This window comes from Roseovarius sp. M141 (genome assembly GCF_024355225.1).
Lineage (GTDB): Bacteria > Pseudomonadota > Alphaproteobacteria > Rhodobacterales > Rhodobacteraceae > Roseovarius.
This window is the reverse complement of record NZ_VCNH01000008.1, coordinates 693,379-713,805: the sequence shown is the minus strand read 5'-3', so window position 1 is coordinate 713,805 and position 20,427 is coordinate 693,379. Positions and strand designations below refer to the sequence as shown.

Genomic DNA, 20,427 nt, shown 5'->3' with positions numbered 1-20,427 from the left:
TCAGCCGCCGCCGTAGAGCGCGCCGGTCAGGTCCGCCACGGCCTGCGGCGTTCGCGGACCAAAGCCCAGCAGATAGAGACCATCCATGCGGATAACGGCACCAGCGGCGGCAGCCGGGGTGGTGGCGATGGCGGGCGTTGCCAGCAGGGCATCGCGGGTGATTTCGTGATCACCGCCCCGATCCATGACAAGGATGACGTCGGGGGCGGCGCGGGTGATCGCCTCGTCACTCAGTGGCTTGTAGCCCGAGATTTCGGTAATGGCATTTATACCGCCCGCCAGTCCGATCATGGCATCTGCTGCTGTGCCTGTGCCCGAGGCCATGATGCGCCCGCCTTGGGTGCTGAGAATGAAGAGAACTCGTTTGGGGGTTTTGCCCGCGGCCTCGGTCCCGCTGGCGGTGGCGGCCAGCATGTCCTTTTCGATCTGGGCGGCCAACGCCCCGGCCTTGTCCGGGACGTCGAGGGCCGCGCCGATGCTGCGGATTTTTGTCGCGATGCCCTCGCCGGTTGTTGCGGCACCCAGCATGACGAACTCGACGCCGGCGGCGCGCAGCACGTCCACTGCGTCGGGCGGGCCGCTGTCGGCCTCGCTGAGGATCAGGGCGGGACGGACGGACAGCACGCCCTCGGGCGAGAGGGCGCGCATGTAGCCGATATCGGGCAATGCTTCGGCCTGGGGCGGGAAGGTCGATGTGGTGTCGCGCGCAACAATGCGGTGCTGCTGGCCCAGCGCGTAGATGATTTCCGTCACCGAGCCGCCGATAGAGACGACGTCGGCGGGCGCTTCGGCGCGGGCCGGGTGCCACGGGCCAAACAGGACGATGAGGCCGAGAGTGATGGCGATGCTGCCGGCCAGTGTCGTCGTGCGGTTGGTCAGGCGGGCGCGCATCAGGCTGGCTCGGTCACTGGGGCGCCGGGCAAGCCTGCGACCAGCGCGCGCCATGCCGGGCGGCTGTCGCGGCCTTCCTTGCCGACGCCGAAGATCTGGAAGATGATCGTGCCGTCGGCATCAAATGCCTCAAGCGAGACGGCGGGGCCGCGCTGGGTGGGTTTATCGACCGCCCACACCTCGGCCACGTGATCGAGGCGCAGGTGCATGTTAAAGCGCGGGTCCATCACGTTCTGCCACGGGCCCATGGGCTTGAGCGTGATGATGGGACCGGTGTGGATCTGGATGCAGCCGCGATTGCCGACAAAGATCATCACCTCGGTTCCGTCCCGGGCCAGCGTTTCAAGCGCCTGATTGACGGCACCGGTCGCCAATTGGCGCACGAATGGGGCGCCGACGATGCGGTAGGCGCCGAGGCGGTTCATTTTCAGCTTGGAGGTCAGGCGCATGAATTGGTGCGTATCAGTCATGCGCGCCCATTCCTTTTGCAGGATGTCGAGCTTGGACAGCTCGGCCTTGGGCGCCTCGGGGGGCTTGCGGTCTTGGACGGTGAGCGTCTGGGACTGATCGTCCAGCGGCAGATCGCTGCGCAGGGCCTCCCACGCGGCCAAATCCGAGGTGTCGCGCAGGAAAATCTTGTGAACCGCATCGCCCGCTGCGTCAAAAACCTGAAGGCTGCGGCGGGGACCGGTATCCGTCTCTTTTTCCACCATGTAGGCGTGGCGCCAGTGCGAGGGGAAGATGCGCAGGTCGATATCCTCGGTCAGGACCATCGATGCGTGGGCGCCGGAGGTATAGTTGGCGTAGGTGCCGACCTTTTCATGCACGCAGCTGTCGGTGCGGGTCAGGGCCATCACCTCGCCCAGCGATTGCGCGGCGGCCATGATGCGGTCGGGATGCGGGGCGATCCGGGTGGCGGTGATACCGCAGGAGGCGGCGACAAGCTGCGCCTCGGCAATGCCGATTTTAGCTGCGAGATCGCGGTCGCGCAGCTTCGGGTTGTCCGCTTGGGCGGTGCGGATTTCTTCGGGAGTGGGGGCGGCCATGGCGTCCTCTTTGCGTTTGTGCGTTCTGGAAGGCTGGCTGCGCTGCGCTTTGGCGCTTGCGTGGCTTCGGGCGCGGGAAAACAGCGCCCGATTATTCTTGACTTTTTTAGTCGGACTCCACTATCCGACACAAGCCCCAATTCTCGGGATCCGCAAAAACCTGCCGCGCCAGCCCTTCGCAAGCCCCGGTCAAGACCAAAGCCATGTGAGGGAAGACGTGATGAAACGAACAATGCGTGCGGCGCTGTGGAGCGGAACCGCCCTGTGTCTGGGATATGGTGGAACTGCCGCCGCGCAGGATGGCGGCGCCTATCTGGGCACCATCGTGCTGGGCGAAAGCAAGCGAGAGGTGCGCACCGATACCGCCGTGCCTGTAACCGATATCGACCAGACCGAGATCGACGACCGGCAGGCGGGGACAGTGGCCGAGTTGATCGATTCGGTCCCCGGTGTCACGCTGGTCAACGGCGCGACACCGCAGGGGTCAGGCATCACCATTCGCGGCTATGGCGCGCGGGCGGATCTGGGGACGGACAACAAAGTGCTGATCCAGATCGACGGCGCGACGCGGGGCAGCGAGGAATTGTACCGGATCGGCAATCAGCTGTTCACCGATCCCGCGCTCTACAAGAAGGTCGAGGTCATACGCGGCACGATAGGGTCGTTTCAGTATGGGTCGGGCGTGGTGGGCGGTGTCGTCCGGCTGGAGACGAAGGACGCCTCCGACCTTACCGGCGGTGTGCCCGGGCTGAAGATGCAACAGACGCTCGAACTGGCAACAAATGGCGAGGGGTTCGCGACGTCGAGCATCCTGGCCTGGCAACCGACCGAAAAGCTGGAGTTTCTGGCGAACTACACCTACCGCGACAGCAATCCGATGACCGACGGCAATGGCAACCTGATCAACCCGGCAGGGGGCGGCGTGAATGACCCGTCATGGCTGATCAAGGGCAAGCTGACCTTTGGCGAGGATGATTCCCATTCGATCATGGCGTCGCATATGGAATCGGAATCGACCCAGAACGATGTGCCGTATGATTCCTTTGGGTTGGCCCCGTTCTTTGGCAATGTGGACCGGCAGGTGGCATCAAAGACATCCGTGCTGCGCTACAGGTTCGACCCTATCGGCAACGATCTAGTGAACCTGAGCCTGCAATATTCCTATTCGGACGAGCGGATCGACCAGCAGGCGGTCGGGCCGGTCATCAGCCCGCTGCAAGATGCCGACCACCGATATGAGACGACGACTGTCACGCTGAAGAACACAGCGCTGTTCAGCACAGGCGCGGTCAGCCACGATCTGACGGCGGGAGTGGAGTACATCAACCGCAAGCGCAGGGATCAGTCGGCTGCCGGCGCGCCGGGCGGCGAAGACAACCGCTGGGCCATGTTCGCCGTCGATGAGATGTCGTTTGGCGGCGGCTGGACGGTGACGCCGGCCCTGCGCTACGAGACCTCCAGCATCGACCCGGCACCGGTCACCGGTCTGAGCCGATCCTACGACAATGACGCGCTGATGGGCGGCGTTTCGGTGCGCTACGCGTTCCGGAACGGAGTCTCGTTGTTCGGATCGGCCGCCTATACCGAGGTGCTGCCGCCCATCGACGATCTGGGCAACACCATGCGCATATCCACGTCCGAAAAGGCGCTGACCTATGAGATCGGCGGCGCATATGAGCGTGAAGGAGTCTTTCAGTCGGGCGACGGGCTGGCGGTCAAGGTGAACCTATACGACACGACATTGCGCGATGTGACGTCCTATGTCGCCACGCTGCCCCCGGTCGGCCCGCCAATGGGCCCGCCGCCGACCATCGCGCTGGACAAGGTACGCACGCGGGGCATGGAGATCGAAGCGGCCTATGCGATGGTCAACGGGTTCTACATGGACCTGAACGCCAACATCACGGACGGACGGCAGACCGATATCGCCGGGGTCGCGCAGGACTGGCAGAACCTGGCAGCAGATAGTCTGCGCCTGACCGTCGGCAAGAAGATCGGCAGCGCCTATGACGTGAGTTGGGAAATGGTGGCGAACGATTCGATCACGTTGGCAGGCGTCCGGTCGCCGGATTACGCGGTTCACAATATCCGCGCGACCATCGCGCCGGAAAGCGGTGTTTGGAAGGGAACCGCATTTCGTATCGGGATCGAGAATGTGTTTGATCAGCAGTATCAGCCAAGCCTGTCGACGCGGCCTGCACCCGGGCGCAATGTCAAGATGACTCTGACCAAGACGTTCTGATTTCGCGCGACCCCTACCGCAGTTTCCGTACCATTTGCGGGCGCATCAGAGCAGGATGCGCCCGCTGCGTTACGAGCCGAAATCGTTAACAAAGTGTATTAGTTACGGGCGGTTAGTGGCGCCCTTCGATCTGGAATAGATTGACTCTGCGAACGGTTTCGCGTATAGGTTGTGACATGCTGGAAGAGATGGGCAAGCGGCCCCGGGGGTAAATCCCCGGTGGTCGATTTTTCATTTCGCGCGGGCGGTGGGGCAAGCAACGCAATCGCATAAGGCAGTGATCACGAATGAGTTTGATAACACCCCAAGAGGGCCCTTCGGGTCTGAGCGCAACTGTCACCACGCTGGAACGTCAGCTGCGCGGCATGTGCGAGGATCTGGAAGCCCTGTCCGACAAGGTCAGGGCGCAGCAGTTCGACGACATCAAGAACCAGAGCCGGATACTGGGCGACATCCGGCAGTGGCTGAAAATGGCAATTGAAGCGGAGACACAACTTGAGCAACGCAAAAAGAAAGAGCAGGGGATCGTCAATGGATACGCGCTCGACATGGACGCGGCACGGGATTCGATCGGGTGCCGTCTGGATCGCCTCCGAAGGGCCGGATGTCCGGGACGCTTTCCTAGATAGCCTAGACGAGGGTGAGCTGCTGGCGCTGCCCTATCTGTTCGAATTCTGGGCGATGGAGCATCAGCTGGCGCCCGAGGGGGACTGGCGGTCGTGGGTCATCATGGGCGGTCGCGGCGCGGGGAAAACCCGCGCCGGGGCCGAATGGGTGCGTAGCTGCGTTGAAGGGGCGACGCCGTTGGACGCGGGGCCGTGTCGGCGGCTGGCATTGATCGGCGAGACCGTGGCGCAGGTACGGGACGTCATGGTGTTCGGCGAAAGCGGAATACTGGCCTGCTCTCCGCCCGACCGAAGGCCTGAATGGCAGGCGACCAAGGCGCGTTTGGTCTGGCCCAATGGCGCGATCGCGCAGGTATTTTCGGCGCATGAACCCGAGGGGCTGCGCGGGCCGCAGTTCGATGGGGCCTGGGTGGACGAGATGGCCAAGTGGAAAAAGGCGCGCGAGACGTGGGACATGTTGCAGTTTGCGCTGCGTTTGGGGGAGCGGCCAAGGGTGTGCGTGACGACGACGCCGCGCAATGTAGGAGTGCTGAAGGAATTGCTGAAATCCCCCTCGACCGTGGTGACAAGCGCGCCCACCGAGGCGAATAAGGCGTTTCTGGCCGAGAGTTTCCTGGAGGAAGTGCGCACGCGCTATGCCGGGACACGGCTGGGGCGGCAGGAACTGGATGGTGTGTTGATGGAGGGCGCCGAAGGCGCGCTGTGGACGACCAGCGCGCTGGAGGCGGTGCGCGTGGATCTGGCGCCCGAAATGGACCGGATCGTGGTGGCGGTCGATCCACCGGTGACGGGCGGCGCCAAGTCGGACGAATGCGGGATCGTCGTGGTCGGCGCGGTGACGCGCGGGCCGGTGCAGGACTGGCGCGCTTATGTGCTGGCCGATGCATCGGTTGGCGCGGCCAGCCCCGCCAAATGGGCGGCGGCAGCGGTGCGGGCGATGCAGGACTGGGGGGCCGAGCGGCTGGTGGCCGAGGTCAACCAGGGGGGCGATATGGTGACGGAGGTCATCCGGCAGATCGACCCCACGGTGCCTGTCAGAGCCGTTCATGCCAGCCGCGGCAAGGTGGCGCGGGCGGAGCCTGTGGCGGCGCTCTATGAGCAGGAACGCGTGCATCATTTGCGCGGTCTGGGCGATCTGGAGGACCAGATGTGCGCGATGACGGTGCAGGGATTTGAGGGCAAAGGTAGCCCCGACCGCGTCGATGCGCTGGTCTGGGCCTTGCATGAGCTGATGATCGAACCGGCGGCGAAATGGCGACATCCAAGGGTGCGCGCGGTGTGACGACGGGGCGGGATGTATGGAGGCCCGGAAAAGCGGCGCAACGGTCATTCGTTGCGCCTCTTTTTTGTGTTTGTCATTGGCCCTTCGGCTCTGCCCATAGCGCCCAAAGGGCGAGGAGCGGCGCGGCGCCGGAGTGCATCGCGTGCAAAATGCCCGGTGGGTTATAGAGCGTGCCACCGACGCCCGGCTCGAACCAGTTGTCGTGGCCTTGCATGAACTGGCCGGGGCTGAGGACGAGGTATGTCTCTTCCGGGGGATGGGTGTGATCGGGATAGCGAATGTTCGGCGCGACCAGCGACATACCGATCCAGACGTCGCTGCGCCGCTCGATCCCGCCGGGGCCGACGATATAGGCGTTCGCGTGGTTTTCGGCAAAGCCCGGTCCGGCATTGGTGCAATCGCCACTGCGCGGACGCCAGTAGAGGTCCGGTTCGAGCCGGAGGAAGCTTTTTACCAACGCGCGCAGGGACGGGTCGGTGAAGTGCGACAGGTCTGTGGCTTCGGCAAGATGCGCACAGGCCGGGAGGCGCGCTCCAAACGTTTCGGACCATTCGCCCGGTGTTTCAAGTGCCGCAAAGATACGGTGCAATGAGTCTGTCGCGCGCGGATGGTCGACATGCGCGGCAAAGGCGGTGCGGGCAGCAGCAAGGAAATCTTGCAGGGATTCGGATCGCATGGGCGGGTCTCCTTTGCGGGAAAGGTTAGCGGCGGGAGGCACACCGCGCCAGTCTTTGCTGGGGTTTTGCGGCGTTCTGGGGCCGCGCACCGAACAGCGCACGGTCCCGTTCAGTTTTCTTAAACCTTTAGGTGTCTGATGCCTTCAACAGCGGATCGACAGGCAACGGCCCAAGGTTCGACGCGAAACAGCAAGGAGTAAGGGCAGATGATCATGGACTTCTTTCGGCAAGGCGCGGCGCAGACCGATGTCAAAAGTGCCGAGGCGCCCGAAGCCAAGGCCAGCGCGGCAGGCCGTGTCATGGCCTGGCACGGATCGAACCGGGTGGCGTGGAGCGCGCGCGATACCGGGACGCTGACGCGGCAGGGCTTTGCCGCCAATCCCGTGGGGTTCCGCTGTGTCAAGATGATCGCGGAGGCGGCGGCGTCCTTGCCCTTGGTCTTGCAGGACGCAGAGCAGCGGTATGCCGAGCACCCGATGCTGTCGCTGACGCGCCGCCCGAACCCGGCGCAGGGGCGCGCCGAGCTGCTGGAGGCGCTCTACGGTCAATTGCTGCTGACCGGCAACGCCTATGTCGAAGCGGTCGGCGATGCGGACGGCGCGCCGGTGGAGCTGCATGTGCTGCGCTCAGACCGGATGAGCGTGGTGCCGGGCGCGGATGGCTGGCCGGTGGCGTATGAATATGCCGTGGCAGGGCGCAAGCATCGGTTCGATGTCAGCCAGGGCCATCCGGCGGTTTGCCATATCAAGAGCTTTCATCCGCAGGACGATCACTATGGGCTGTCGCCCATGCAGGCGGCGGCGCAGGCGGTGGATGTGCATAATTCCGCGTCGCGCTGGTCCAAGGCGCTGCTGGATAACGCGGCGCGGCCTTCGGGTGCCATCGTTTATCGGGGCGCCGAGGGTCAGGGCACGCTGAGCACGGACCAGTATCAACGGCTGGTGGACGAGATGGAGAGCCATCATCAGGGCGCGCGCAATGCCGGTCGGCCGATGCTGCTGGAGGGTGGTCTGGACTGGAAACCGATGGGATTCTCGCCCTCGGACATGGAGTTTCAGAAAACCAAGGAGAGCGCGGCGCGCGAGATCGCGCTGGCGTTCGGGGTGCCGCCGATGCTGCTGGGTGTGCCCGGGGATGCAACCTATTCCAACTATCAGGAGGCGAACCGGGCGTTTTTCAGGCTGACAGTTCTGCCGCTTGCCAGCCGGGTCGCAGCCAGCCTCTCGGACTGGTTGAGCGGGTTCGATGACCATGGTCTGGAGCTGAAGCCGGATCTGGATCAGGTGCCTGCGCTAGCCGCCGAGCGGGATGCGCAATGGGCGCGGGTCGCCGGGGCCGATTTCCTGACGGAAGGCGAAAAGCGGTCATTGCTGGGGCTGCCCGCCCTGCCCGAGCCCGGGTGCGCGGATGGATGAGGAGCGCAGGTCAGAGCGTTACGGCTTTGAGGCGTTCGACTGTGCGCCGGCGCTGCGGCTGGAGGCGAACGAACGGGTGGCCACGCTGAAGTTCCAGGCTGTCGCCGAGCGGCAGAAGAAGCTGGAAGAGGCGATGGAGCGGCTGGAGCGGCGGCTGTGGCTGGCCGTTTACGGGATCGCGGGCGCGATTATAGCGCAGGCGTTGCAGCCGCTTTTGTCGGCGCTGCCGTGAGATTTTGAAAGGATGAGGTTTATGGATATCGACACGGGGCTGGAGCGGAAATTCGCGCGGTTCGATGCGGATCTGACCGTCAAGGACGGCGTAGGGATCGAAGGCTATGCCAGCTATTTCGGCGACACCGATCAGGGCGGCGACGTGGTGGTGGCGGGTGCCTATACCAAGTCGCTGGCGAGGCTGAGCGCCGAGGCCCGGCAGGTCAAGATGCTGTGGCAGCACGATCCGGCGCAGCCCATCGGCGTCTGGGACGAGGTGCGCGAGGACAAGCGCGGGCTATACGTCAAGGGCCGTTTGCTGGAGGCCGTGGGCCGTGGGCGCGAGGCGGCGGCGCTGATCGGCGCGGGCGCGATTGACGGTCTGAGCATCGGCTATCGCACGGTGCGGGCGACGAAGAATGACAAGGGCCGACGGCTTTTGCAGGAACTGGAGTTGTGGGAGGTGTCGCTGGTGACGTTCCCAATGCTTCCCAGTGCGCGGGTGGCAGCCAAGGGCGATGCCCTGGATGGCGGCGATCTGCGTGAATTGGCGGCGACGTTCAATGCCGCACGCCGGGAGCTGGCGCGCGGCTAGCGCCGGGCAACCAAGGCGCCAAAACAAGGAGCAGGTGATGAATGAAACTGGGAATTCCGGTGCCGGGGAGGGTGTGTCTGACGACAGCCAACCGGTGGCCGAGGTGAAGTCCGCTGTGGCGGGCTTTGTAGCTGAGTTGAAGGGCTTTCAGTCCGACATCGAAGAACGACTGCAACAACAAGAAGAGAAAATGACCATGTTCGAACGTAAATCCTTTGTGCCTGCGCGTCCTGTTCTGGCGGGCGGCAACGACGGCCCTGCCCCGCATCAGAAGGCGTTCAACGCCTATCTGCGCTCGGGCGACGATGACGGTCTGCGCGGGCTGGAGCTGGAAGGCAAGGCGCTGGGCACGTCGGTCTCAGGCGATGGCGGCTATCTGGTGGACCCCCAGACGACCAGCACGATCAAGTCGACGCTGAGCGCGACGGCATCGATCCGTGCGATTGCCAATGTGGTAGCGGTCGAGGCGACCAGCTTTGACGTGCTGATCGACCACGGCGATGTCGGCCATGGCTGGGCCACCGAAGCGGCTGGCGTGACCGAGACGGCGACGCCGGGCATCGACCGTATCACTATCCCGCTGCACGAGCTGAGCGCGCTGCCGAAAGCGTCGCAGCGTCTGCTGGACGATTCGGCGTTCGACATCGAGGGCTGGCTTGCGAGCCGTATCGCAGACAAGTTCGCGCGTGCCGAGGCGGCAGCGTTTGTCGCCGGAAACGGTGTGGACAAGCCGACCGGCTTCCTGACCAAGCCGACGGTCGACAATGACGTCTGGACCTGGGGCAATCTGGGATATGTGCCGACCGGCGCGGATGGCGCATTCGACGATGCCGATGCGGTGATTGATCTGGTCTATGCGCTGGGCGCCGAGTACCGCGCCAATGCCAGCTTTGTCATGAATTCGAAAACGGCAGGTGCCCTGCGCAAGATGAAGGATGCCGATGGCCGGTTCCTGTGGTCGGACGGTCTGGCGGCGGGCGAACCTGCACGTCTGTTGGGTTACCGCGTGCTGATCGCCGAGGACATGCCGGATATGGCCGCCGGGTCCATGTCGGTCGCGTTCGGTGACTTCAGTGCGGGCTACACGGTCGCCGAGCGCCCGGATCTGCGCGTTCTGCGCGACCCCTTCAGTGCCAAGCCCCACGTCCTGTTCTACGCGACCAAGCGCGTCGGCGGTGACGTCAGCGACTATGCGGCGATCAAGCTGCTGAAATTCGCGGCCTCCTAAGCGAGGCGCGGGTCGGGCGGGGGATTTATCCCCGCCCGGGGCGTGCGCCGCCAGTCTTGATGCGTTGTCCAGCTGCTCCCCTCCGTCCGAGCAACGTGGGTGGCGCGCGCCTGAACCACCGGAGGGATCCGGGACTATCGGAGTTATTCCATGATGTTGATAGAAGAAACCGCCGTGCCCGAGGCCGCGCTGCCGATAGCGCAATTCAAGGCGCATCTGCGGCTGGGAACGGGTTTTTCGGACGATGATATGCAAGGCCCGGTTCTGGCAAGCTTCCTGAGGGCGGCCATCGCGTCGATCGAGGCGCGGACAGGCAAAGTGCTGATCGAGCGGGTATTCTCGTGGGAGCTGGTCGCTTGGCGCACGGGCTATGGTCAGGCGCTGCCGGTGGCGCCGGTGACGGGGATCGAGGAGGTTTTGCTGCGCCATAGGTCGGGCAGCGAAGAGGTCGCGAACCCGGCGTATTTTCGGCTGGAGAAGGACGCACATCGGCCGCGTCTGATGCCGGTGGGGACTGTCCTGCCGCCGGTGCCCTCGGGAGGTGCCGTCGTGGTCCGATTCCGCGCGGGGTTTGGCGCAGCCTGGGGCGATCTGCCGGCAGATCTGGGCCAGGCGGTGCTGCTGCTGGCGGCGCATTACTACGAATACCGCGCCGATACGGCGCTGGGCGGCGGCTGTACGCCCTTTGGTGTGACCAGCCTGATCGAGCGGTATCGCACGGTAAGGCTGCTGGGCGGGGGTGTCATGTAATGAAGCACATCAACCTCAACCGGCATCTGGTACTGGAGGCGCCCGAGCGCATTGCCGATGGTGCGGGCGGTTACGCCGAGACGTGGCAGCCTATCGGCAAGGTCTGGGCCGAGATCATCGCGCGCACGGGGCGCGAAGTGACGGACGGGACAGCTCAGGTGTCCAGCACGGGCTACAAGATCACGGTTCGAGCGGCGCCCTATGGTGCGCCTTCGCGCCCAAAGCCCGAACAACGGCTGCGGGGTGGCAGCCGTGTTTTCAGGATCGAGGCGGTGACGGAGCGCGACCCTTTGGGCCGCTATCTGACCTGCTATGCGCAAGAGGAGGTGGCGGTATGAGCTATGGCGGATCTGCGGCACTACAGGCGGCCGTTTACGGGCAGTTGATCGGGGATGCGGAGCTGTCGGCGCTGGTCGGCGGGGCGATCTATGACGCGCCTCCGGCGGGCGCGCTGCCCTCGCTTTATGTGACGCTTGGCCCGGAGGATGTGCGGGACCGTTCGGATGCGACTTCGGGCGGTGCATGGCATCGGTTCACCGTGTCGGTCGTCAGTGATGCCGCAGGTTTTGCGGCTGCCAAGCAGGCGGCCGCGGCGGTGGGCGACGCGCTGACGGATGCGGAACTGACGCTGGACCGGGGGCATCTGGCGGCGCTGAATTTCTACAAGGCGCGGGCGCGGCGGGACGATCAGCTGCGGCGGATCGATCTGACGTTCCGCGCGCGCGTCGAGGACGCGGTTTAATCACTTCAATCGGAGACAAGAGACATGGCAGTTCAAAACGGCAAGGACCTTCTGATCAAGGTCGATCTGACGGGCGACGGTAACTTTGAATCGGTGGCGGGGCTGCGCGCGACGCGCATCAGCTTTAACGCCGAGAGCGTGGATGTGACCAGTCTGGAGAGTGCGGGCGGCTGGCGCGAATTGTTGTCGGGCGCGGGCGTCAAATCGGCGGCGATCAGCGGATCAGGCATTTTCCGCGATGCGGATTCAGATGAGCGGACGCGGCAGATCTTCTTTGACGGCGAGACGCCCGCCTTTCAGGTGGTGATCCCCGATTTCGGCATCATTGAGGGGCCGTTTCAGGTGACGTCGATCGAATACGCGGGGACGCATGACGGCGAGGCGACCTATGAGATGTCGCTGGCATCGGCGGGCCGCATGATTTTCACGGCGATCTGAGATGGCAAACCCATGGGCAGGTGAGGTGGCGGTGGTCATCGACGGCGAGCGGTGCGTGCTGAAGCTGACTTTGGGCGCTTTGGCCGAGCTGGAGGCAGGGCTGGCAGCGGGATCGCTGGTGGATCTGGTCGAGCGGTTCGAGGCGGGTGCGTTCTCAACCCGCGACGTCCTGGCGCTGATCGTCGCGGGGCTGCGCGGTGGCGGCTGGCAGGGGTCCAGCGGTGATCTGATCGCCGCTGATATCGAAGGCGGGCCGCTGGCGGCGGCCCGCGCGGCGGCAGAGCTGCTGGCGCGGGCCTTCATGCTGCCGGAGGCGCAATGAGCGGGTTTGACTGGCCGGGGTTGATGCAGGCGGGCCTGCGCGGCCTTGGGCTGAAGCCCGCCGAATTCTGGGCGCTGACCCCGGCCGAGCTGCGGCTGATGCTGGGCGAGACGCAGGGCGGTGCGCCGCTGGTGCGAGACCGCCTAGAGGCGTTGATGCAGGCCTATCCCGATACGCGAGGAGAGAATGATGAGTGACGGTGGAGACTTGGGCACGCTGGACGCGCAGATTGAGGCGCTGGACGGGTCCTTGGGCGCGGCGACCGACATGGCGGCGGCGTTCAACGCAGAGCTGGCGCGCGTACGCGGCTCGTTCGAGAGGACCGGGTATGACGTGGCAACGCTGGACCGCGGGATGAGCCGGGGTTTGCGGCGCGCGATTCAAGGGGCGGTCGTGGATGGCGACAGCCTGTCGACGTCGCTGCGCACGCTGGCCAATTCGATGATCAACACGGCGTTTAACGCCGCTGTGAAGCCGGTGGCCGACCATGTCGGCGGGCTGCTGGCCAGCGGGGTCGGCAGTCTGGTCGGAAATCTGATGCCTTTTGCAAATGGGGCGAGTTTTTCGCAGGGGCGCGTGCAGCCCTTTGCCAGTGGCGGCGTCGTCAGCGGACCTGTGACCTTCCCGATGCGGGGCGGCACGGGGCTGATGGGCGAGGCCGGGCCGGAGGCGATCATGCCGCTGGCGCGGGGCACTGACGGCAAGCTGGGCGTGCGCGGCGGTGGGGGCGGCAATGTGAGCGTGGTGATGAACATCTCGACGCCCGACACCGAAGGGTTCCGGCGCAGTCAGGGCCAGATCGCGGCGCAGATGAGCCGGGCCATCGGGCGCGGTCAGCGCAATCGGTAAAGGAGAGAAACCATGGGTTTTCACGAAGTGAGATTTCCGGCGAACCTGAGCTTTGGCTCGGTCGGGGGGCCTGAGCGGCTGACCGATGTGGTGACGCTGGCTAACGGGTTTGAGGAGCGCAACACGCCCTGGCAGCATTCGCGCAGGCGGTATGATGCAGGCGTGGCGATGCGCGGGCTGGACGATATTGAAAAGCTGATCGCGTTTTTCGAGGCGCGGCGCGGGCAGATTCACGGTTTTCGCTGGAAGGATTGGGCAGACTTCAAATCCGGCAGTGCGTTGCTGGATCCGGCTTATGACGACCAGCTGATCGCGATCGGCGACGACGTGACGCCGACGTTTCAGTTGACCAAAACCTATCGCTCGGGCGCGCACGAGTATGCACGACCCATCGCCAAGCCGGTGCGCGGCACCGTTCGGGTTGGCATTGGCGGGGACGAGCAGAAGGAAGGCGTTCATTACGAGGTGGACACGTCCACCGGGATCGTCACCTTCAATCATCCGCCCAATGACGGCGACCGCGTGACTGCAGGCTTCGAGTTTGACGTGCCGGTGCGGTTCGACACGGACCGGATCATGGTGAGCGTTGCCAGCTTTCACGCCGGGGACGCGCCGAATGTGCCGGTGGTGGAGATCCGGGTATGAGCGGGCTGAACGCAGAGCTGCACGCGCATTTGCAGACGGGTGTCACCACGACCTGCCGCGCCTGGGCGCTGGCGCGCAAGGATGGCACGGTGCTGGGGTTTACCGACCATGACGGCTCCCTGCAGTTCGACGGGATCACATTTCGCGCCGATACCGGGCTGAGCGCGCTGGCGATACAGCAGACCACCGGCCTGTCGGTGGACAATACCGAAGCACTGGGCGCGCTGAGCGATGTGTCGATCCGCGAGGAGGATATCGAGGCGGGCCGCTATGACGGGGCCGAGATCCGCGCGTGGCTGGTCAACTGGCAGGACGTGCGCCAGCGTCATCTGCAATTTCGCGGCTCGATCGGCGAATTGCGTCGCTCGGGCGGGGCATTCGAGGCAGAGCTTCGCGGGCTGACCGAGGCGCTGAACCGTCCGCTGGGGCGGGTTTTTCAAAAGCCATGCTCGGCAGTTCTGGGCGACGGCGCTTGTACATTCGATATGGCAACGCCGGGCTATGCCAACGAATTGGCAGCGGTCCAGATTGACGCGCGCCGCGTCTTTCATTTCGAGGCGTTCGGCGGGTTCGACGCGGGCTGGTTCCAGCATGGGCAACTGATCGTGCTGGACGGCGCGGCCAAGGGGCTGAGCGGCGTCATCAAACGTGACGGGATGATCGGCGTGCAGCGCGTGATCGAGCTGTGGCACCCGCTGCGCGCGGATGTACGCGCGGGCGATAGCCTGAGGTTGCAGGCGGGGTGCGACAAGCGGGCGCTAACCTGTCGGCTAAAATTTCAGAACTTTGCGAATTATCAGGGATTTCCAGACATTCCGGGCGACGACTGGTCCATTTCCGATCCAGCGAAGTCCGGCAGCCTGAACGGGGGGAGTCGCCGATGACTTACGTTCTGGGGGATCACATCCTTGGCGCCGCGCGCGGCTGGATCGGGACACCGTATCTGCATCAGGCCTCCTGCAAGGGCGCGGGCACCGATTGTCTGGGGTTGCTGCGCGGCGTCTGGCGCGAGGTGCTGGGCATCGAACCTGAAGTGCCACCGGCCTATTCGATGGATTGGTCAGAGCCCGCCCGCATCGAGGCGCTGTGGCAGGCCGCGCAGCGGCATTTGTTGCCCAAGGCCTCGGCCGAAGAAGCACCCGGTGACGTGCTGCTGTTTCGCATGCGCGATGGCGCGGTGGCCAAGCATCTGGGGATCGCGGGGCGCATCGGCGCCGAGGCCAGTTTTGTCCATGCCTATTCTGGCCATGCGGTCGTCGAAAGCCCACTGAGCCTGCCATGGCGGCGCCGCATCGTGGCGCGTTTCACATTTCCCAAGGAGCGTATCTGATGGCGACTATTCTATTATCGGCCGCAGGCGCGGCAATAGGCGGATCCGTGGGCGGCACCATTGCGGGCCTGTCGATGGCCGCCGTCGGGCGTTTTGCAGGGGGCATCATCGGGCGGTCTATCGATCAGCGCCTGATGGGCCAGGGCTCGGACGTGGTGGACACGGGCCGGGCCAATCGCCTGCGCCTGACCGGATCGGGTGAGGGCGATGCCATTGCGCAGGTTTATGGGCGTATGCGTGTGGCCGGACAGATCATCTGGGCCACCGAATTTCGTGAAGAGGTTAACGTCAGCCGTGCGAGCGGCGGCGGCAAGGGCGCGCCCAAGGGGCCAACGGTGCGGCAGTTCAGCTACTCGGTCAGTGTCGCGCTGGCGCTGTGCGAGGGCGAGATCAGCCATGTCGGACGTGTCTGGGCGGATGGCACCGAAGTCGCGCGCGACAGTCTGACGATGCGAGTCTATACCGGCACGCGCGATCAGGTACCCGACCCCCGGATTGAGGCTGTCGAGGGCGCGGGCACGGTGCCTGCCTACCGGGGCACGGCCTACGTGGTGATCGAGGATCTGGGCCTGGGCGATTTTGGCAACCGCGTGCCGCAATTCACGTTTGAGGTAACACGCCCGTCGCAGGCCGACCAGGATCCCGCGGGGCTGGATCCAGTGAGATCCGTGCGCGCGGTCGCATTGTTGCCGGGCAGCGGCGAATACACGCTGGCAACAACACCGGTCACGATGAATTTCGGCCCGGGGTCATCGCAGCTGGCGAATGTCAATACACCGTCGGGCAAGTCCGATTTTGTCACCGCGCTGGACAACATGACGGGCGAGTTGCCGCAATGCGGATCGACCTCGCTGGTAGTCAGCTGGTTCGGTGACGACCTGCGCTGCGGCGATTGCAACCTGCGCCCCAAAGTCGAGCAGAAGAAATACGATTCCAGCAACATGCCATGGGCGGTTGCGGGCCTGACCCGCAGCACCGCGCAGCAGGTGCCGCAATCCGATGGCAAGACGATCTATGGCGGCACTCCCACGGACAAGTCCGTCATCGAGGCGATAGAGGCACTGAAAGCCGCAGGTCAGGATGTAATGTTTTACCCCTTCATCCTGATGGATCAGATCGCAGGCAACGCACTGCCGGACCCCTATAGCGACGCAGATGATCAACCGGCGCTGCCGTGGCGTGGGCGTATCACCCTGTCCAAAGCACCGGAACGTGTCGGTAGTCCAGACCGAAGCGCGGCCGCCGAAGCCGAGGTCGCCGCATTTTTCGGAACGGCGGCGGCACGCAATTTCCAGACAGATGCACCAGCGCCGACAGCGCCTTCGCGCCCTCTCATACCGGGCCGGGATCGTCCGCCCTTCCAATGGCCGCAATTGGGTAATGCCTCATATGCGGGGCCAGTCTACTACAGCGGCCCGGATGAATGGGGCTATCGACGGTTCATCCTGCACAATGCCGCGCTGTGCGCTGCCGCAGGCGGCGTCGAAAGCTTCTGCATCGGATCGGAAATGCGTGGGCTGACGCAGATCCGCGGGCCCGGTGGCAGCTTTCCTGCGGTTACGGCGCTGATAGAATTGGCTGCCGAGGTGCGCGCACTGTTGGGGCCTGACGTCAAAATTGGCTATGCTGCCGATTGGTCGGAGTATTTCGGATATCAGCCGCAGGACGGAACCGGCGACAGGTATTTCCACCTTGATCCGCTTTGGGCAGATGAGAACATCGATTTCATCGGGATCGACAATTACATGCCGCTATCGGACTGGCGCAATGGTGTGGATCACGCCGATGCCGACTGGGGGGCAATCTACGATCTGGACTATCTAAAGGCCAATATCGAAGGCGGCGAAGGTTATGACTGGTTCTATCATTCGCCCGAGGCAAGGGTGGCACAAATCCGAACGCCGATCACCGACGATGCCCATGGCGAACCTTGGATCTGGCGCTACAAGGATATCCGAAACTGGTGGCTGAACGGGCATCACGACCGCATTGCCGGTGCGCGCGCCGCGCAGCCAAGCGCGTGGGTGCCGGGATCAAAACCCATCCGCTTTACCGAGATCGGTTGCGCTGCTGTCGACAAGGCCACGAACGAGCCGAACAAGTTCGTCGACGTGAAATCATCGGAATCGGCTTTGCCGCAATTTTCCGATGGGCGACGTGACGAGCTGATCCAACAGCAATACCTGCGTGCGATGCGCGATTATTGGGCCGATCCGGCGCATAATCCAGTGTCTGACGAATATGGGGCGCCAATGATCGACATGGACCGCGCTCATGTGTGGGCGTGGGACGCGCGCCCGTTTCCGTTTTTTCCAAACAATCAGGCGCTGTGGGACGATGGTCGCAACCATGCGCTGGGGCATTGGATCACCGGGCGCACATCGTCCCGGTCGCTGGCGTCGGTGGTTGAGGAAATTACGGCGCGTGCCGGGCTGCTGCATGTCGATACCACACGGTTGCATGGCTATGTGAGCGGTTACATCGTCGATCAGGTTGCAGATGCGCGCGCGGCGCTTCAGCCACTGATGCTGCGCTACGGGTTCGACGCGATCGAGCGAGACGGGCTGCTGGTCTTTCGCATGCGCGACGGCCTAGCCGATATCCGGATCGGGATGGACCATCTGGTGCGCGATCCAGAAAGCGGCACGCGGCTAGAGGAAACACGCGCCAGCGCGGCCGAGATTGCAGGCCGGGTGCGCCTGCGGTTCATCGAGGCAGACGGCGATTTTGAGGTCATCGCAGAGGAGGCGGTGCTGCCGGATGACGCGACGCATGCGGTGTCCACGTCGGACATACCGCTGGCCATGACGCGGGCCGAGGGCCGTGCCGTGACCGAGCGGTGGCTGTCGGAGGCGCGGGTATCGACCGATACCGTGCGTTTGACGCTACCACCATCGCAACTGGCACTGGGCGCAGGGGACGTCATCGGACTGGATGAGGCAGGCGGCAAAGGTCTGTTCCGCATCGACCGAGTCGAACAGATGGGTAATGCTCAGCGTATTGACGGCGTCCGGATCGAACCCGAAAGCTATCGCCCGATCCACATCGCCGATATCGCGCCCTCGGTGCGGCCCTTTGTGCCGCCGGTGCCTGTCCTGCCGCTGTTTCTGGATCTGCCGCTGATGACCGGAGACGAAGTGCCGCATGCGCCGCATCTGGCCGTGACCGCGCAGCCTTGGCCGGGGGCGGTGGCACTGCATGTCGGGGCGAGTGATGCAAATTACCGGCTGGACAGCCTGATCGAAGCGCGCGCGACCGTCGGCGTGCTGGAGACCGCGCTGGCACCCGCGCCCGCCGGGCTGATCGACCGGGGCGACGGCATGACGGTGCGGATGCTGTCGGGGCAGCTGGAAAGTGTCGATGACGATGCACTACTGAGCGGCGCAAACCTGTGCGCGATTGGCGATGGGACCAGCGATGGCTGGGAGTTGGTGCAATTTCGTGATGCCGTTCTGGTGGGGCAGGACACCTATATTCTCAGCCACCGGCTGCGGGGCCAGTTGGGCACCGAGGCGGCAGGTGACCTCGGATGGGACGAGCGCAGTTTCATCGTGATGTTGGACGGCATCCCAAACCAGATCAACCTGCCGGACACCATGCGGCGCCGGGCGCAGCACTATCGCATCGGACCGGCGGGCCGACCGGTGGACGATCCATCGTTCCAGCACGAGATCGTGGCGTTCGAGGGTGTCGGGCTGCGCCCCTACAGCCCGGCGCATTTGCGCGGACTGCGCAAGCCCGGTGGTGCCGTCGACGTCAGCTGGATCAGGCGAACGCGCATCGACGGGGACAGGTGGGACACGCCCGAAGTCCCCTTGGGCGAAGAAAGTGAGAGCTATCTCTTGCGTGTCATCAAGGACGGCGCGGTGCTGCGCGAGACTGTGCTGACGGCGCCCGAATGGCTGTACGCGGCGCCAATGCAGGACGCGGATGGTGCTGTCATGCCCTTTGAGGTGCATGTTGCACAAATCTCGGCCAAGTTCGGGGCGGGGGTGTTCGCTAAAATCGTGGTTGGGGGCTGACCCGGGTTGCGTGGGCCGGAAAAACCCGTGGCCGGACCCAGGTCCGGCTGCGGGCGTTTTGCCCGAGGGACGGTTGAGTGCGCCATCTTTGTTCCACGCCCAAACGCTTGCCCGGACAGGCGACGGCGTGGCCCCGGAGGCGGCCAAGACCGCACTCATTCATCGGATCGATGATATCCGTCACATCATTGCGTTTTGCCATTGCCACGCGCGTGCTATATTGAGCCGCAAGAAAAAGGAGCATGGACATGGGCAAGTCGCACGCAAAGCTAACCGAATGCGATCCGGTCTGGGACCAGATCAAATCCGAAGCAATGGCCGCCGTCAGTGACGAGCCATTGATGGGCGGACTGGTCCATTCCAGTATTTTGCACCACAAGTCGCTGGAATCATCACTGGCATACCGCACGTCAATGAAGCTGGCCTCGAACGAGATGCCCGAGCAGATCCTGCGGGAAATCTGCGACTGGGCCTATCGCAGCGATCCCGATATCGGGACCGCCGCGCGCGCCGATATCGTGGCGGTCTATGACCGTGATCCGGCCTGCGACCGCTATATCCTGCCGCTGCTGTTCTTCAAGGGATTTCAGGCGCTTCAGGCTTACCGCATTTCGCATTGGCTGTGGCGCGAGGGGCGCCGCGACATGGCCCGCTTTTTCCAGATGCGCGTGTCCGAGGTGTTCGGAGTCGACATCCACCCTGCCGCGAAAATTGGCAAGGGGATCATGATCGACCACGCACACAGCATCGTCATTGGCGAAACGGCGGTTGTGGGCGATAACGTGTCGATGCTGCACTCGGTCACTCTGGGCGGCACGGGCAAGGAAGAAGAGGACCGGCACCCCAAGATCGCGAACGGCGTTCTGATCGGCGCGGGCGCCAAGGTACTGGGCAACATCAAGGTCGGCCATTGCAGCCGCATCGCCGCAGGCTCGGTGGTGCTACAGGAGGTGCCGCCCTGCAAAACAGTAGCCGGCGTTCCAGCCAAGATCGTGGGCGAGGCAGGATGCGATCAACCGTCCGTGCGCATGGACCAGCTTCTGGGCGTGCGGTAATGCTGACCCGGCGCGAGATATCTGCCTAGCCAAAGACTGAACCTGTCTGACAAATACAA

General features: G+C 64.2%; 22 protein-coding genes. 19 read left to right on the top strand and 3 right to left on the bottom strand.

Going from position 1 to position 20,427, the window contains the following annotated elements; genetic code table 11:
* Positions 1-891 (bottom strand): hemin ABC transporter substrate-binding protein, encoded by an 891-nt coding sequence (locus FGD77_RS07605; protein WP_255008146.1) that lies wholly within the window; start codon positions 889-891, stop codon positions 1-3.
* The gene (locus tag FGD77_RS07600) at positions 891-1,937 is read right to left on the bottom strand and encodes a hemin-degrading factor (RefSeq protein WP_255008144.1); all 1,047 of its coding nucleotides are present in this window, start codon (positions 1,935-1,937) and stop codon (positions 891-893) included. The genes FGD77_RS07605 and FGD77_RS07600 overlap by 1 nt, the downstream gene beginning before the upstream one ends.
* 220 nt (positions 1,938-2,157) lie before the next feature.
* Between FGD77_RS07600 and FGD77_RS07595 the strand changes: the two genes are divergently transcribed.
* From FGD77_RS07595 to FGD77_RS07585, 3 genes are all read left to right on the top strand, one after another.
* Positions 2,158-4,179 carry a TonB-dependent receptor gene (locus FGD77_RS07595; protein WP_255008142.1) on the top strand — a complete coding sequence of 674 codons (2,022 nt, stop codon included), beginning with the start codon at positions 2,158-2,160 and terminating at the stop codon, positions 4,177-4,179.
* Between the two features lie 287 nt (positions 4,180-4,466).
* Positions 4,467-4,808: a hypothetical protein gene (locus FGD77_RS07590; RefSeq protein WP_255008140.1), complete on the top strand. Its 342-nt coding sequence runs from the start codon at positions 4,467-4,469 to the stop codon at positions 4,806-4,808.
* A complete protein-coding gene (locus FGD77_RS07585) occupies positions 4,711-6,087 on the top strand; it encodes a DNA-packaging protein (RefSeq protein ID WP_255008138.1) in 1,377 nt (458 codons plus the stop codon). Before FGD77_RS07590 ends, FGD77_RS07585 begins: the two co-directional genes overlap by 98 nt.
* Before the next feature lie 73 nt (positions 6,088-6,160).
* Here FGD77_RS07585 and FGD77_RS07580 read toward each other — a convergent pair whose 3' ends face one another.
* Positions 6,161-6,763, bottom strand: a complete 603-nt coding sequence (locus FGD77_RS07580; protein WP_255008127.1) for a dimethylsulfonioproprionate lyase family protein — start codon at positions 6,761-6,763, stop codon at positions 6,161-6,163.
* A gap of 207 nt (positions 6,764-6,970) precedes the next feature.
* On the opposite strand from FGD77_RS07580, the gene FGD77_RS07575 reads away from it, so the two are divergent.
* From FGD77_RS07575 to cysE, 16 genes are all read left to right on the top strand, one after another.
* The gene (locus tag FGD77_RS07575) at positions 6,971-8,179 is read left to right on the top strand and encodes a phage portal protein (RefSeq protein ID WP_255008125.1); all 1,209 of its coding nucleotides are present in this window, start codon (positions 6,971-6,973) and stop codon (positions 8,177-8,179) included.
* On the top strand, positions 8,172-8,411 hold the full coding sequence (locus FGD77_RS07570) for a hypothetical protein (RefSeq protein WP_255008123.1): 240 nt from the start codon (positions 8,172-8,174) through the stop codon (positions 8,409-8,411). Before FGD77_RS07575 ends, FGD77_RS07570 begins: the two co-directional genes overlap by 8 nt.
* Positions 8,412-8,432: 21 nt before the next feature.
* Complete coding sequence (locus FGD77_RS07565; RefSeq protein ID WP_255008121.1) at positions 8,433-8,987, top strand: HK97 family phage prohead protease; 555 nt, start codon at positions 8,433-8,435, stop codon at positions 8,985-8,987.
* Positions 8,988-9,024: 37 nt separating this feature from the next.
* The gene (locus FGD77_RS07560) at positions 9,025-10,215 is read left to right on the top strand and encodes a phage major capsid protein (RefSeq protein WP_255008119.1); all 1,191 of its coding nucleotides are present in this window, start codon (positions 9,025-9,027) and stop codon (positions 10,213-10,215) included.
* Between the two features lie 150 nt (positions 10,216-10,365).
* Positions 10,366-10,965 (top strand): hypothetical protein, encoded by a 600-nt coding sequence (locus tag FGD77_RS07555; protein WP_255008117.1) that lies wholly within the window; start codon positions 10,366-10,368, stop codon positions 10,963-10,965.
* Entirely contained in the window at positions 10,965-11,303 is a 339-nt protein-coding gene (locus tag FGD77_RS07550; RefSeq protein ID WP_255008114.1) for a head-tail adaptor protein, read from the top strand. The genes FGD77_RS07555 and FGD77_RS07550 overlap by 1 nt, the downstream gene beginning before the upstream one ends.
* Complete coding sequence (locus tag FGD77_RS07545) at positions 11,300-11,707, top strand: DUF3168 domain-containing protein (RefSeq protein WP_255008112.1); 408 nt, start codon at positions 11,300-11,302, stop codon at positions 11,705-11,707. Before FGD77_RS07550 ends, FGD77_RS07545 begins: the two co-directional genes overlap by 4 nt.
* A gap of 24 nt (positions 11,708-11,731) precedes the next feature.
* Positions 11,732-12,145, top strand: coding sequence for a phage major tail protein, TP901-1 family (locus FGD77_RS07540; protein ID WP_255008110.1), 414 nt, complete (start codon positions 11,732-11,734; stop codon positions 12,143-12,145).
* Position 12,146: 1 nt separating this feature from the next.
* The gene (locus FGD77_RS07535; RefSeq protein ID WP_255008108.1) at positions 12,147-12,467 is read left to right on the top strand and encodes a gene transfer agent family protein; all 321 of its coding nucleotides are present in this window, start codon (positions 12,147-12,149) and stop codon (positions 12,465-12,467) included.
* On the top strand, positions 12,464-12,664 hold the full coding sequence (locus tag FGD77_RS07530) for a rcc01693 family protein (RefSeq protein WP_255008107.1): 201 nt from the start codon (positions 12,464-12,466) through the stop codon (positions 12,662-12,664). Before FGD77_RS07535 ends, FGD77_RS07530 begins: the two co-directional genes overlap by 4 nt.
* The gene (locus FGD77_RS07525; RefSeq protein WP_255008106.1) at positions 12,657-13,316 is read left to right on the top strand and encodes a phage tail tape measure protein; all 660 of its coding nucleotides are present in this window, start codon (positions 12,657-12,659) and stop codon (positions 13,314-13,316) included. Before FGD77_RS07530 ends, FGD77_RS07525 begins: the two co-directional genes overlap by 8 nt.
* A 12-nt stretch (positions 13,317-13,328) precedes the next feature.
* Positions 13,329-13,961 carry a DUF2460 domain-containing protein gene (locus FGD77_RS07520; RefSeq protein WP_255008105.1) on the top strand — a complete coding sequence of 211 codons (633 nt, stop codon included), beginning with the start codon at positions 13,329-13,331 and terminating at the stop codon, positions 13,959-13,961.
* Positions 13,958-14,845: a DUF2163 domain-containing protein gene (locus FGD77_RS07515; RefSeq protein WP_255008104.1), complete on the top strand. Its 888-nt coding sequence runs from the start codon at positions 13,958-13,960 to the stop codon at positions 14,843-14,845. Before FGD77_RS07520 ends, FGD77_RS07515 begins: the two co-directional genes overlap by 4 nt.
* Positions 14,842-15,291 (top strand): peptidase, encoded by a 450-nt coding sequence (locus tag FGD77_RS07510; RefSeq protein WP_255008103.1) that lies wholly within the window; start codon positions 14,842-14,844, stop codon positions 15,289-15,291. Before FGD77_RS07515 ends, FGD77_RS07510 begins: the two co-directional genes overlap by 4 nt.
* The gene (locus tag FGD77_RS07505) at positions 15,291-19,313 is read left to right on the top strand and encodes a glycoside hydrolase TIM-barrel-like domain-containing protein (protein ID WP_255008102.1); all 4,023 of its coding nucleotides are present in this window, start codon (positions 15,291-15,293) and stop codon (positions 19,311-19,313) included. The genes FGD77_RS07510 and FGD77_RS07505 overlap by 1 nt, the downstream gene beginning before the upstream one ends.
* 248 nt (positions 19,314-19,561) lie before the next feature.
* A complete protein-coding gene (gene cysE / locus FGD77_RS07500; RefSeq protein ID WP_255008100.1) occupies positions 19,562-20,368 on the top strand; it encodes a serine O-acetyltransferase in 807 nt (268 codons plus the stop codon).
* The last annotated feature ends 59 nt before the right edge of the window (positions 20,369-20,427 follow it).